This window comes from Lichenicoccus roseus (assembly GCF_005844085.1).
GTDB classification, from domain to species: Bacteria; Pseudomonadota; Alphaproteobacteria; order Acetobacterales; family Acetobacteraceae; genus Lichenicoccus; species Lichenicoccus roseus.
This window is the reverse complement of record NZ_VCDI01000005.1, coordinates 63,307-76,603: the sequence shown is the minus strand read 5'-3', so window position 1 is coordinate 76,603 and position 13,297 is coordinate 63,307. Positions and strand designations below refer to the sequence as shown.

Sequence of the window (13,297 nt, the reverse complement as noted above, 5' to 3'; positions counted from 1 at the left end):
CATGGCGACGATCACCCTCGACGGCATCGCGCATGCCTATGACGGCAGCCCGCATGGCGCCGACCTGCAGGACATGCGTCGCTACGCCCTCAAGCCGATCAACCATGTCTGGCAGAACGGCCGCGCCTACGCGCTGCTGGGCCCGTCCGGCTGCGGCAAGACGACGTTGCTCAACATCATTTCCGGCCTGGTGATCCCGTCCGACGGGAGGCTGCTGTTCGATGAGCAGGACGTCACCCGGCTGCCGACGGAGCGGCGCAACATCGCGCAGGTGTTCCAGTTCCCGGTGATCTACGACACCATGACGGTGGCCGAGAACCTGGCGTTCCCGCTGCGCAACCGTGGTGTGGAAAAGCAGGCGATCGCGCGCCGGGTCGACGAGATCGCCGGGCTGCTCGACCTCAGGCCGGTGCTGAACCGGCGGGCGCGTGGACTGACCGCGGACGCCAAGCAGAAGATCTCGCTCGGGCGGGGGTTGGTGCGGGCGGACGTCTCGGCGGTGCTGTTCGACGAGCCGCTGACGGTGATCGATCCTGCCTTGAAATGGGAGCTGCGGTCCAAGCTCAAGGCCGTGCACCAGGCGCTCGACATGCTGATGATCTACGTCACCCACGACCAGGTCGAGGCGATGACCTTCGCCGACCAGGTGGTGGTGATGAATGACGGCCGCGTGCTGCAGATCGGCACCCCGGCGGACCTGTTCGAGCGGCCGGCGCACAGTTTCGTCGGCTATTTTATCGGCTCGCCCGGGATGAATTTCCTGCCCGCGACGATCGCCGGGCGCACCGCCCATGTCGGCGACGTGCGGTTCGACCTGAGCGCATCCTATCCGCAGACACCGAACTCGGCCGCCGTGCAACTCGGCTTCCGGCCGGATTATGCCACCGTGCTCGACCGCTCGGCCGGCACCGGCATCCCCGTCACATTGCGGCGTATCGAGGATCTCGGCCGCAGGCGGCTCGCCCGCGTGGCGCTCGGTGCCTACGAGCTGGTGGCGACGCTGCCGCCGGAGGTCGAGCTGTCCGGCGATACGGCGCTGCTGCAGGTGGCACCCGGTCATCTGCACGTCTACGTGGACGACCATCGCATCGAGGGCCAGTCCGTGGAAGGCCAGCCCTTGGAAGGACAGCCGGCATGAACGACAGACCGATCAACAACCGGGCCTGGCTGTTCGTGCTGCCGGTGCTGGTGTTCGTGCTGTTCTCGTCGCTGCTGCCGATGATGACGGTGGTGAACTACTCGTTCCAGGACACGATGGGGCAGAACAACTTCTTCTGGAACGGCATCGCCTGGTTCCAGAACCTGCTCGATCCCAGCACCGACATCGGCGGCCGGTTCGGCAACGCCCTGCTGCGCAACCTGATCTTCTCCCTGGTCGTGCTGTTCATCGAGGTGCCGCTTGGCATCGCGGTGGCGATCTGCATTCCGCGCCATGGCTGGAAGGTCGGCGCCACCCTGGTGATGATCGCGCTGCCGCTGCTGATCCCGTGGAACGTGGTGGGCACCATCTGGCAGATCTTCGCGCGTGCGGATATCGGCCTGCTCGGCGCTGCACTGACCCGCATGGGAATACACTACAACGACACCCAGGACCCGACCTCCGCCTGGGCCACCATCGTGGTGATGGATGTCTGGCACTGGACCGGCATGGTGGCGCTGCTCGCCTATGCCGGGCTGAAGTCGATCCCGGATGCCTTCTACCAGGCGGCCCGCATCGATGGCGCCGGACGCTGGTCGGTGTTCCGCAACATCGAGTTGCCGAAGCTGCAGAAGGTGCTGGTGATCGCGGTGCTGCTGCGCTTCATGGAAAGCTTCATGATCTATACCGAGCCGGCCACGGTGACCGGTGGCGGACCCGGCGAGGCGACCAGCTTCCTGTCGCTCGACCTGGTCAAGATCGCGCTCGGGCAGGTCGATCTGGGCAACGCGGCGGCGCTGTCGCTGGTCTACAACCTGATCACGCTGTCGATCTGCTGGGTGTTCTTCACCGTGATGACGCAGCTCGACCAGCGGAAGGATCTGTGATGCCGTCGCGCGGTCGCACCATCGGCATCACGCTCTATCTGCTGGCGCTGTTCCTGCCGATCTACTGGCTGCTGAACATGTCGTTCAAGGAGAACGGCGAGATCATGTCCGGCCTGTCGTTCTGGCCGCACCACGTGACCTTTGGCAACTACAGCCACATCTTCCATGACCCCGCATGGTATCTAGGCTTCGTCCATTCGCTCGAGTATGTCGCGATCAACACCGTGATCTCGGTCACCATCGCGCTGCCGGCGGCGTATGCCTTCAGCCGCTACCGCTTCATCGGCGACAAGCACCTGTTCTTCTGGCTGCTGTCCAACCTGATGGCGCCGCCGGCAGTGTATGCGATGCCGTTCTTCAACCTGTATTATTCGATCGGACTATTCGACACCGTCTGGGCGGTGGCGCTGGCGCATTGCCTGTTCAACGTGCCCTTGGCGGTCTGGATCCTGGAGGGCTTCATCTCCGGAGTTCCGCGCGAGATCGACGAGACCGCGGCGCTCGACGGCTACTCGTTCCCGCGCTTCTTCGTGCGCATCTTCCTGCCGCTGATCGCCAACGGCATCGGCGTCGCCGCCTTCTTCTGCTTCATGTTCTCCTGGGTCGAGCAATTGCTGGCCACCACGCTCACCACGGTGAACGCGAAACCGATCGTCTCGGTGATGACCCGGGTGTATTCTGCGGCCGGCATGGATTGGGGCCTGCTGGCGGCGGCGGGGGTGCTGACCATGATCCCCGGTGCCATCGTCATCTGGTTCGTGCGCAACCACATCGCCAAGGGCTTTGCCCTTGGTCGCGTCTAGGGAGCCGGGCGCATGGGCTGGATGGCCTGGAACTGGCACACGGCGGTCTTTTTCCTGGTCATCGCGCTGCTGCTGGCACTCATGACGGTGCTGGCGATCACCCGGCCGGAGACTCCGCGGCGCGGCATCCTCCGCTTCCCGACCACACGCGGGGACCGGCTGTTCGTCTCGCTGATCGGCACCGCCTTCATCTACATCCTGTGGATCCGTTTCACCGGCGGCAATACGATGTGGGCGCCGCTGGTGATATCCATCCTCTACGTGACGGCAATGTTCCGTTTTGCATAGCTAACGACTACACTTCCGGCGAACGGCGCGCATGACGCGGCCGGTGTCCGGCAACAGGGAGAAGCGACATGGCCATCAACAGACGCGACGTGATCAAGGGCGCCGGCGCGGTTGCCGTCGGCACCGGTGTCCTGATCAACAGCCGGACCTCGCATGCGCAGAAGGTGGACGCAGCGAAGAAGTGGGTGGATAGCGAGTTCCAGCCCTCCACGCTGTCCAAGGACCAGCAGATGGCCGAGATGGAGTGGTTCATCAGCGCAGCCAAGCCGTTCGCCGGCATGAAGGTCAGTTGCGTCTCCGAGATCCTCAACATCCACGAATACGAATCCAAGACGCTGACCAAGGCGTTCGGCGAGATCACCGGCATCACCGTCAACCACGACCTGATGGACGAGGGCCTGCTCGTCGACAAGATCGAGGTCGAGATGCAGTCCGGCCGGCCGATCTACGATTTCTGGATGAACGATTCCGACTTCATCGGCACCCATCCGCGCTACAAGGACATCATCGGCGGCTCGCTGACCGATTTCATGGCCGGCGACGGCAAGGACGTCACCAGCCCGACGCTCGACCTGCAGGATTTCATCGGCCTGTCGTTCGGGACCTTCACCGATGGCAAGCTGTACCAGCTGCCCGACCAGCAGTTCGCCAACCTGTACTGGTTCCGGTACGACTGGTTCAAGCGGCCGGAACTCAAGGCGCAGTTCAAGCAGAAATACGGCTACGAACTCGGCGTGCCGAAAAACTGGTCGGCTTACGAGGACATCGCGGCGTTCTTCACCAACGACGTCAAGACCATCGACGGCGTCCGTGTCTATGGCCACATGGACTACGGCAAGAAGGATCCGTCGCTGGGCTGGCGCTTCACCGATGCCTGGCTGTCGATGGCCGGCGCCGGCGATCGCGGACTGCCGAACGGGCGTCCGGTGGACGAGTGGGGCATTCGCATGGAGGATGGCCGCCCGCGCGGCTCCTCGATCAGCCGCGGCGGCGACGCCAACGGGCCGGCCGCTGTCTACGCGCTTACAAAGTTCGTCGACTGGCTAAAGAAGTATGCGCCGCCGGAAGCGGCCGGCATGGACTTCCTGGAAGCGGGGCCGGTGCCGGGGCAGGGCCACATCGCCCAGCAGATCTTCTGGTACACCACCTTCTCGGAATCCATGACCAAGCCGGGGTCCCAGGTGATGAACCCGGACGGCACGCCGAAATGGCGCATGGCCCCCAGCCCGCACGGCGCGTACTGGAAGGAAGGCCAGAAGCTCGGCTACCAGGATTGCGGCTGCTGGACGATGCTGAAATACGCGCAACCGGAGCGTGCCAAGGCCGGCTGGCTGTATGCGCAGTTCTGCACGTCGAAGACCGTCACCCTCAAGAAGGCGGTGTTCACCCAGCACATCATCCGCGAGAGCGACGTGATGAGCCAGGCGCTGACCGACCTCGCGCCGAAGCTCGGCGGCCTGGTCGAGTTCTATCGCAGCCCGGCGCGCAAGAACTGGACGCCAACCGGCGTCAACGTGCCCGACTACGGCAAGATGGCGCAGGTCTGGTGGCAGAACGTGTCGAACGCGATTGCCGGTTCGGTGACGCCGCAGCAGGCGATGGACGGGCTGGCGCGTGACCAGGACGCGATCATGGCGCGCATCCAGCGTTCGGGCGTGCAGGGCGACCTGGGGCCGTTGATGAATCCGATCCGTACGCCCGACTACTGGTACAAGAAGTCCGAGCAGGACGGCAACCTGGCGCCGCAACGCAAGCTCGCCAACGAGAAGCCCCCGGGCGAGACCGTGGACTATGACGAGCTGATCAAGAGCTGGGCGCCCGGCAAGACCTGAACCGGCAACCGGCGGCCCCGGGCAGTGCGTGTCGTGTTCCGCTGCGATCCTGCGTTGCGCGACACGCTGCCTGCCCCGGTGCCGGCGCGGGAGGCGCTGCCCGGCTGGCTGCGCGACATGGCGCCGCGTGCAACATCGGAGCTGCATGGCGGCGAGGCGGTGCGCACAGTCAAGCAGTGCCCGCCCTTCATCGATGCCATGTCGCACGGCTTCATCATCCCGTTGCCGTGCGACGTGCGCATCGAGGCGGGCCGGCTGTCGTGGGACTGGGACATCCCGCTGCTGGCCGCCGCGCTGCACCCGCGCTCGCCGATCAGCTTCCATACACCCGCCCAGCTCGAGGGCACGCCGCTGCACCGTCCCGGGCAGGTGGCGGTGAAGTTCAACAGCTTCTGGACCATCGAAGTCGAGCCGGGCTGGTCGCTGCTGGCTACGCATCCGGTCAACCGCGACGACCTGCCGTTCCGGCTGTTGACCGGCATGGTCGACTGCGACCGCTACCACGATGTCGGTATCCTGTTTCCGGCTGTCTGGACCGATCCCGGCTTCGACGGGGTGCTGCCGCGCGGCACTCCGGTGGCGCAGTGCATCCCGGTCCGCCGGGAGTCACTGACGCTCCAGGTCGAGACGCTGGGCGATGGCGAGGCGGCTCGTTATGACGCAGCCGCGCGTGCCCTGCTCGAAGCGCCCGGGCACTATCGCCGGGCCTACCGTGCGGCGCGGTCAGGCGCCGCCGAGGCGCTGGCGCAGCCGGGCGGGATCGAGCCACAGCGCGCCGACCCGGCCTGAGACCAGCGACTGCGCGATCCGTCCGAAGCTTTCGGGGCGCAGGCGATAGGCGACGGCATAGGCATCCAGGGCGGCTTCGAGGTCTCCGAGTTCCTGCAGCGCGACACCGAGATTGAGCGCCGCCTCATGGTGGCCGGGGGTAGCCTGCAACGCCCGCCGGTAGGCCTCGGCGGCGGGACCAGGCTGCCGGCGGTCCTGCCGCAGCACGGCGAGGCTGTACCAGCCTTCCGCAAACTGGCCGTCGATGCCGACCGCCAGTTCCAGCCTGGCGAGTGCCGCATCGTCGCGGCCCAGCATGCGCTCGCACTGCGCTGCGATATACAGGGCGTCGCGATGGCCCGGCGTGACCTCGAGCACACGGCCGCAGGCGACCAGGGCTGCCACCGGCTGCCCGCGATCCCGCAGCAGCGCGCCCAGCACCAGCCAGCCCGGCACATGGGATGGGAACGCCTCGAGCTGTGGCAGCAGGCCGGCCGCTGCCGGATCGCCGGCGCGCAACAACCGGCAGGCGTCGCGGAACAGCGTCCCCGCGGCATCGTCGCCGGCGGCGATGCCGGCCCATGCCTGCCGAAGCGCTTCCGTCACGGTGCTGGAAGCGGGTCGTCCGGCCGTTGGCTCAGGCACGCACGCCTTCGGGGCAATTGGGTGCTGCGGGTCGCATGCCGGGACCGTAGGCAGGCCGGTCGGCGGGATGCAAGCGAGCGGATCCCGGTCTAGCCTTGGCGGGACTGGATGCCGGGGATCGGGGCGCGATGCGTTGGATTGAATTGAGGTGCTTGCCGATGGTGGCCCTGATCCTGACAGGCGCCGCCGGCCAGGCCAGGGCGGCTGATCTTCACGTCATCGTCGCCAACAGCGTGCGCGCGGCGCTGCTGCGGATCGCACCCATCTACGAGCACCGGACCGGCGACCGCATCGACCTCGCAGCCGGACTGTCCGGCGGCGGCGGTCCGAACTCGATCCCCGCCCGCCTGGCGCACGGCATGGCGGCGGACGTGCTGGTGATCCTGCGGCCGGACCTCGACCGGCTGGTGGCGAAGGGTCTGGCGGTGCGCGGCAGCACCGCGGACATCGCCCGGGCGCGGGTAGCCTCGCTGGTGCGGGAGGATGCGTCGGTCGGCGATCTCGCCAGCCCGGCCGGGCTCCGCGCGGCGCTGCTCTTGGCGCAGTCGATCGTCTATCCCGATGGTGGCAGCGGCGCCTTCGTCTCGCACACACTGTTCCGGCGCCTCGGCGTGCAGGATGCGGTCGCCGGTCACATGCACGAGATCAAGGGTCGGCCGATCGCCGGTGTCGTCTCGGAGGGACGGGCCACCATCGGCTTCCAGCAGATCAGCGAAATCGGCGACGTGCGTGGGCTGCGCATCGTGCCGTTGCCTCCGTCGCTGCAGATGCCGGACGCGCTGGCAGCCGGTGTCGCAACCGCTACCCGGGATCGTACGGCGTCGGCCCGGTTTGTCGCCTTCCTGTCGTCCGCCGCCGCCCAGGAGGCGATCGTCGCCTCGGGTCTCGGGCGGCCATGACCATCGCCGCTCCGGTCACACGCTCCCGCCTCGGCCTCGCCGTCCGGGTCGCCTGCGGCAATTTTCTCGAGATGTACGACTTCATGGTGTTCGGCTACTACGCTGCCGCCATCGGCCGGACCTTCTTCCCGACCAGCAATCCGATCGGCTCGCTGCTGCTGGCGCTGACCACCTTCGGCGCCGGCTTCCTGATGCGGCCGCTCGGTGCGCTGGTGCTCGGCGCCTATGTCGACCGCATCGGCGTGCGGCGTGGCCTGGTGCTGACACTCGGGCTGATGGCGATCGGCACCCTGACCCTGGCCTGCATGCCCGGATACGCGACGATCGGCCTCGCGGCGCCGGTGCTGGTGCTTGCCGGGCGCCTGCTGCAGGGCTTCTCGGCGGGCGTCGAGCTGGGCTCGACCTCGGTCTTCCTCGCTGACCTCGCACCCCCGGGACGCCGCGGCCTCTACGTGTCGCTGCAGTCGGTCTCGCAGCAGGTCGCCGTCATCGTCGCCGCCTCGCTCGGGGTGGCGCTCGAGGCCTGGCTCAGCCCGGCGCGGATGGATGCCTGGGGCTGGCGCATCCCGCTGCTGGTCGGCTGCGCCATCGTGCCGTTCCTGTTCATCCTCCGCCGCTCGCTCGCCCGCGACGAGCCGGCGCACGCCCCTCGCCATGCGCCCTCGGCCATGTCCGCGATCATGCGCCGCCTGCTGCAGTCCTGGCGCATCGTGCTGGTCGGCGTGCTGCTGGTGGTGATGACGACAAGCTCGTTCTACCTGATCACCGCCTACACCCCATCGTTCGGCCGCACGGTGCTGCACCTGTCGACCCGGGCGAGCCTGGTGGTGACGCTGTGCGTCGGGCTGTCCAACCTGGTCTGGCTGCCGCTCGCCGGAGCGCTCACCGACCGCATCGGCCGGCGGCCGGTGCTCATCGCCGCCACGCTGCTCGCGCTCGTCACCGCCTATCCCGCGATGCACTGGCTGGTCGGCCATGCCTCCTTTGCCCACCTGCTCATGGTCGAGCTGTGGCTGTCGTTCCTGTACGGCTCCTACAACGGTGCCATGGTGGTGTTCCTGACCGAGTTCGTGCCGCAGGACGTGCGCAACTCGGGGTTCTCCATGGCCTACAGCCTGGCGACCTGCATCGGCGGCTTCACCCCCGCGGTCTGCACCTGGCTGATCGAGCGGACCGGCGACCACGCGATGCCGGGCGTGTGGCTGACCGGAGCTGCCCTGTGCGGCCTGGTGGCGGCGCTGCTGGCGCGTCCCGGCTTCGGCCGTGCGATCGACAGGGGCGGATCGCAGGCCTATCCTGATGGATAGGAGACACGTTGATCGCGATGCGGATAGGCCTGTTCATTCCCTGCTTCATCGACCTGTTCTACCGGGACGTCGGCATCGCCACGCTGGAACTGCTCGAGCGTCTTGGACACGCGGTGGACTATCCGGCCGACCAGACCTGCTGCGGCCAGCCGATGGGCAATGCCGGCTTTGTCGCAGAGTGCCGCGCGGTCGAGGCGTTGTTCGTGCGCAACTTCGACGAATACGATGCCATCGTCTGCCCCTCGGCGAGCTGCGTGCATCATGTGCGCCACAAGTCGGCGCTGCCGGACGCGATCCGTGCCAGGACCTTCGAGCTGGTCGAGTTCCTGCACGACGTCATCGGTGTCGATGCGCTGCCGCCGGCCTTCTTCCCGCACCGCGTCACGCTGCACAACAGCTGCACCGCCCTGCGCAGCCTCGATCACGAACCGGCGCCGGAACTCAACGTGCCGTTCTTCTCCAAGCCGCGTGCGCTGCTCGCGCGTGTCGGGGGACTGGAAATCGTCGAGACCGAGCGTGCCGATGAATGCTGCGGCTTCGGCGGCACCTTCTCGGTATCGGAAGCGGCGGTATCGGCACGCATGGGACAGGACAAGGCGACGCGGCAGGCAGCGTCCGGCGCGGAGTATGTCGTCTCGGCCGACATGTCCTGCCTGATGCACCAGGGCGGCAGCGCCGCACGGCATGGCATCGACATGCGATATGTCCACATCGCCCAGATCCTGAACACGAAAGCTGTCGACGCATGAAGCGGGTCAGGGTGGATCACGCGGAGGGCCGCTCGCATCCCATCGCACCCGATGGTGCGGATCCGGCGCGCGAGCCGCAGCCGCGCGGTGCGGTGATACGTGGCCGGCGCCCGGTCGATCATGCCGAGGCGGCGGAGCGCTTCCTGGCTGCACCCGACCATCTCAGCTTCCACGACAAGCGGCTCTGGGACCTGCGCGAGAAGCGCGACCGCGAGAGCCACGGCATTCCCGAATGGGAGCAGCTGCGCCAGCTCGCGTCGGACATCAAGGAATACGCGCTCACCCGTCTCGACGACCTGCTCGAGGAGTTCGAGCGCAACGCGACGGCGAACGGCGTTGTCGTGCACTGGGCGCGCGACGCGGCAGAGCATAACCGCATCGTCACCGACATCCTGCGCACGCATGGCGCGACCGAACTGGTCAAGAGCAAGTCCATGCTCACCGAGGAGTGCGGACTGCGCGACCATCTGCAGGAGGCCGGGGTTTCGGTGATCGAGACCGATCTCGGCGAGCGCATCCAGCAGCTCGACAACGAGGACCCAAGTCATGTGGTGGTGCCGGCGGTGCACAAGCTGCGCTCCGATGTCGCCGCGGTGTTCGCGCGCACCATCGGCACCGATCCCGGACGTGACGATCCGGCCTATCTCGCCGAGAGCCAGCGGATGTCGAACCGGCCCCTGATCCTGGACGCGCGTGTCGGCATGACCGGCGCCAACTTCCTGGTTGCCGATAGCGGCGCGGTGGTGGTGTGCACCAACGAGGGCAACGCCGACCTGTGCGCCAGCGTGCCGGCGGTGCATATCGTATCGGCCGGCATCGAGAAGATCGTACCGCGGACCGGCGATCTCGGCGTGTTCATCCGCCTGCTGTCGCGCTCGGCGCTCGGCTCGCCGATCACGCAATATACCTCGCACTTCCGCGGCCCGCGCGCCGGTGGCGAGATGCATGTGATCCTGGTCGACAACGGCCGCAGCGAACGGCTCGGCGCCGAGGAGTTCTGGACCTCGCTGAAATGCATACGCTGCGGCGCCTGCATGAACACCTGCCCGGTCTATCGTCGTTCCGGCGGCCTCTCCTATGGCGCGACCTATGCCGGCCCGATCGGGCTCATCATCGATCCCAGCTTCAACCGTCGCAAATACAGCCTGCTGCCGTATGCCTCGACGCTGAACGGAAGCTGCACCGCGGTCTGCCCGGTGAAGATCAACATCCACGAGCAGATCCTGTCCTGGCGCCGCGTGATGGCCGAGCATCACGAGCCGTCGATGACCAAGCAGATCTCGATGAAGGGCGCGTCCGCCCTCCTGTCGCGCCCCTCGGCCTATCGCGCCGCGGTCGACGGCGCCAATGCGGTGCTGCCGCACATGCCGCGGTTCGCGCTGTACAACCCGGCCAATGCCTGGGGGAAGGGGCGGGAGATACCGCAGGCGCCGGGCCAGAGCTTCCATGCCTGGTTCAAGGCCCGGCGCCGCAAGCCGTGAGCGCGCGAGACGAGATGCTCGCCGCGATCCGTCGCAATCGTCCGGCGGCGACCACGGTGCTGCCTGAGCTGCAATCCTTCGCTACGCTGCCGCCCGATGGCCTGCAGGCCGAGTTCCGCCGCCGGCTGGCGCAGATGGGCGGCAAGCTGATCGAGCCCGGACCGGAGCCGGACCGGCTTGCCCCCGCCCGCCGGATGATCGCCGAGGCCGGGATCACCTGCTCGATGGTGCCGCAGCTTCCCGGCAACCGGGCGTTCGATCGGGCGGAGCCGGCCAGCCTGCACGATGTCGATCTCGCCGTCCTGCAGGCAAGCTTCGCGGTCGCCGAGACCGGCTCGGTGGCGCTGCGGGCTGCCGACCTCGGGGTCAACGCGCTCGGCTACCTGGCCCAGCGCCTGCTCGTCCTGGTCGACCCCGCGACCATCGTCGAGAACCTGCACCTCGCCTACAGCCGGCCCGAATTCCACGATGGTCACTATCTCGTCCTGCAGACCGGTCCGTCGGCCACGGCCGACATAGAGGGAGTGCTGATCCATGGCGCCCAGGGCGTGCGGGCGCTGACGGTGCTGCTGGCGATCCCCTGAGGTTGCCTCGCCCTCGCCCGGAGGCGGCGCACGATGTAGGCAGCAGCCGGCCATGACCCTGCGCCACCCTGCCTGGCTTGCCTCCTGGCTGGCCCTGATCGCCGGCCTGTCCGATGCGCTGGGCTGGTTGCAGACCGGGCTGTTCGCAGCCCAGATGACCGGCAACACCGCCCTGCTTGGCATCGCCCTCGCCCAGGGCCACTGGTGGAGCGCCGGCTACAAGGCGACGGCGATCCTGTGCTTCTTTGCGGGCTTGCTGCTGGCCCGGCTGCTGCACCGGCCGGGGCAGCGGGAGCGGGCTGGCCGGGCGGTCGCGGTGCTGCTGGCTACCCTGGTCATCGTGCTGGCGGCGTTCCTTCCGAAGCCGTTCAACGTCCTCTCGCTGTCGGTGGCGCTCGGGGCGCAGAACGCAGTGTTTTCCCGGTTCGGCGGCCAGAGCCTGAATACCAGCTTCATCTCCGGCGACCTGCAGAAGCTTTCACAGGCGTTTGCCAAGTGGATCCGCCGCGATCCCCGGGACGACGGCGACCGGGTCGCCCTCGTCATCGTCCCGTCGCTCTGGCTGGCCTATGTGGTGGGCGGCGCACTCGGCGTGCTCTGCCAGACGCACCTCGCGCTGCCGCTTCTGGTCCCGGCGGCGATGTTGCCGGTGGCGCTGCTGCTGCCGGAGGACTGATCCTCAGCGCAGCACGCTGGCATCGACCTGGTCGACCGCGCTCACGCCCAGCAGCGCCATGTCGGTATCGATCTCGCGGCTCAGCAGCTTGATGGCGTGCTCCACCCCGGCTTCCCCCGCCAGTGCCGCCGCGAACAGGAACGGCCGGCCGATCAGGACGCAATGCGCGCCGAGCGCCAACGCCTTGAGCACGTCGGTGCCACGTCGGAAACCGCTATCGGCGAATACCGTCATGTCGCCCGTCTCGGCGCGGATCTCCGACAACACGTCCATCGGGGACACCGATCCGTCCAGCTGCCGGCCGCCATGGTTGGACACCACGATGCCGTCCACGCCGCTTTCGCGCGCGATGCGTGCATCCTCCTTGGACAGGATGCCCTTGAGTACGAAGCGGCCCTTCCAGTGGCGCCGGATCAGTTCCGCCTGCTCCCACGCAAAGGCGGCGTGGCCGGTGACGCCACCGAGCGTGCGCGAGAAGATCGTCGGCCGCTGCGTCGGATCGATGTTGCTGATCGCCGGAACGCCACGTTTCAGCACAGTGCGCAGTCCGGTGCCCGCAAGCCAGCGCGGGTGGCTGAGACCGTCCAGCGCCAGCCGCGGCGTCGGGCGCAACGGCATCGTGTAGCCGGTACGGATGTTGTTCTCGCGGTTGGAGCCGACCGGCACATCGACGGTCAGCATGAACACGTCGTATCCAGCCGCCGCGACACGCTCGCACATGGCCTGGATATTCTCGGCCGCCGGCTTCTGGTAGGCCGCGAACCAGGCATGTGGATTGGTCTGCGCCAGTTCCTCGAGCGGCGTGATCGAGTTGGCGCTGAGGATGAACGGGATGTTGGCATCCATCGCAGCCCGCGCCATCCGGTTGTCGGCATCGTATCCGACCACTGCAGAGGCGCCCATCGGGGCGATCGCGAAGGGTGCGGCGTAGGTGCGCCCGAACAGGGTGGTGGCGGTGCTGCGCCGCGAGACATCACGCAGGATGCGGGTGATGAAGCGCCACTGCGCGAACACCTCGCGGTTATGCTGGTACGTCACCCCCGCCTCGGCGCCACCGGAGACATAGCCGAAGACCGCGCGCGGCAGCCTGTGCTCGACCATGCGCTCGAAATCCTCGAGGTTGAGCACGTGCCGAAGGAGATGCCGATGGCGACGCGGACGAAGCCCGGAGGCGAACTCCGAACGGTGCGTGAGGGGATTGGCGGTCGCGGCATCAGCAGGCATGGCAGATCCTCGGGTA

General features: G+C 67.5%; 14 protein-coding genes. 12 read left to right on the top strand and 2 right to left on the bottom strand.

Features of this window, described 5'->3' with window-relative positions:
• Position 1: 1 nt before the first annotated feature.
• The 6 genes from FE263_RS14550 to FE263_RS14525 all read left to right on the top strand — a co-directional run bounded on the left by FE263_RS14550 (position 2) and on the right by FE263_RS14525 (position 5,737).
• A complete protein-coding gene (locus FE263_RS14550) occupies positions 2-1,138 on the top strand; it encodes an ABC transporter ATP-binding protein (protein ID WP_138326759.1) in 1,137 nt (378 codons plus the stop codon).
• On the top strand, positions 1,135-2,025 hold the full coding sequence (locus tag FE263_RS14545) for a carbohydrate ABC transporter permease (protein WP_138326758.1): 891 nt from the start codon (positions 1,135-1,137) through the stop codon (positions 2,023-2,025). Before FE263_RS14550 ends, FE263_RS14545 begins: the two co-directional genes overlap by 4 nt.
• Positions 2,025-2,828: a carbohydrate ABC transporter permease gene (locus FE263_RS14540; RefSeq protein ID WP_138326757.1), complete on the top strand. Its 804-nt coding sequence runs from the start codon at positions 2,025-2,027 to the stop codon at positions 2,826-2,828. Before FE263_RS14545 ends, FE263_RS14540 begins: the two co-directional genes overlap by 1 nt.
• Before the next feature lie 12 nt (positions 2,829-2,840).
• The gene (locus tag FE263_RS14535; protein ID WP_138326756.1) at positions 2,841-3,116 is read left to right on the top strand and encodes a DUF2160 domain-containing protein; all 276 of its coding nucleotides are present in this window, start codon (positions 2,841-2,843) and stop codon (positions 3,114-3,116) included.
• A gap of 68 nt (positions 3,117-3,184) precedes the next feature.
• Positions 3,185-4,948 carry an ABC transporter substrate-binding protein gene (locus FE263_RS14530; protein ID WP_138326755.1) on the top strand — a complete coding sequence of 588 codons (1,764 nt, stop codon included), beginning with the start codon at positions 3,185-3,187 and terminating at the stop codon, positions 4,946-4,948.
• A 24-nt stretch (positions 4,949-4,972) separates the two neighbouring features.
• On the top strand, positions 4,973-5,737 hold the full coding sequence (locus FE263_RS14525) for a hypothetical protein (protein ID WP_138326754.1): 765 nt from the start codon (positions 4,973-4,975) through the stop codon (positions 5,735-5,737).
• Here the strand turns inward: FE263_RS14525 and FE263_RS14520 are convergent.
• A complete protein-coding gene (locus tag FE263_RS14520) occupies positions 5,672-6,361 on the bottom strand; it encodes a tetratricopeptide repeat protein (protein ID WP_138326753.1) in 690 nt (229 codons plus the stop codon). The two genes, FE263_RS14525 and FE263_RS14520, sit on opposite strands and share 66 nt — an antisense overlap.
• A gap of 158 nt (positions 6,362-6,519) precedes the next feature.
• Here FE263_RS14520 and FE263_RS14515 point away from each other — a divergent pair, with 158 nt between their 5' ends.
• From FE263_RS14515 to FE263_RS14490, 6 genes are read left to right on the top strand one after another with little or no spacing between them, the layout of a single operon-like run.
• Positions 6,520-7,260, top strand: a complete 741-nt coding sequence (locus tag FE263_RS14515) for a substrate-binding domain-containing protein (RefSeq protein WP_171034120.1) — start codon at positions 6,520-6,522, stop codon at positions 7,258-7,260.
• Positions 7,257-8,567 carry an MFS transporter gene (gene tcuC / locus FE263_RS14510; RefSeq protein WP_138326751.1) on the top strand — a complete coding sequence of 437 codons (1,311 nt, stop codon included), beginning with the start codon at positions 7,257-7,259 and terminating at the stop codon, positions 8,565-8,567. Before FE263_RS14515 ends, tcuC begins: the two co-directional genes overlap by 4 nt.
• Before the next feature lie 17 nt (positions 8,568-8,584).
• Positions 8,585-9,316, top strand: coding sequence for a (Fe-S)-binding protein (locus tag FE263_RS14505; protein WP_138326988.1), 732 nt, complete (start codon positions 8,585-8,587; stop codon positions 9,314-9,316).
• Positions 9,313-10,797, top strand: coding sequence for a lactate utilization protein B (locus FE263_RS14500; RefSeq protein WP_138326750.1), 1,485 nt, complete (start codon positions 9,313-9,315; stop codon positions 10,795-10,797). The genes FE263_RS14505 and FE263_RS14500 overlap by 4 nt, the downstream gene beginning before the upstream one ends.
• Positions 10,794-11,381: a LutC/YkgG family protein gene (locus FE263_RS14495; RefSeq protein WP_138326749.1), complete on the top strand. Its 588-nt coding sequence runs from the start codon at positions 10,794-10,796 to the stop codon at positions 11,379-11,381. Before FE263_RS14500 ends, FE263_RS14495 begins: the two co-directional genes overlap by 4 nt.
• Positions 11,382-11,433: 52 nt before the next feature.
• The gene (locus tag FE263_RS14490; protein ID WP_138326748.1) at positions 11,434-12,057 is read left to right on the top strand and encodes a YoaK family protein; all 624 of its coding nucleotides are present in this window, start codon (positions 11,434-11,436) and stop codon (positions 12,055-12,057) included.
• A 3-nt stretch (positions 12,058-12,060) separates the two neighbouring features.
• Here the strand turns inward: FE263_RS14490 and FE263_RS14485 are convergent, their stop codons facing one another.
• The gene (locus FE263_RS14485) at positions 12,061-13,281 is read right to left on the bottom strand and encodes an alpha-hydroxy acid oxidase (protein ID WP_138326747.1); all 1,221 of its coding nucleotides are present in this window, start codon (positions 13,279-13,281) and stop codon (positions 12,061-12,063) included.
• Positions 13,282-13,297: the final 16 nt, after the last annotated feature.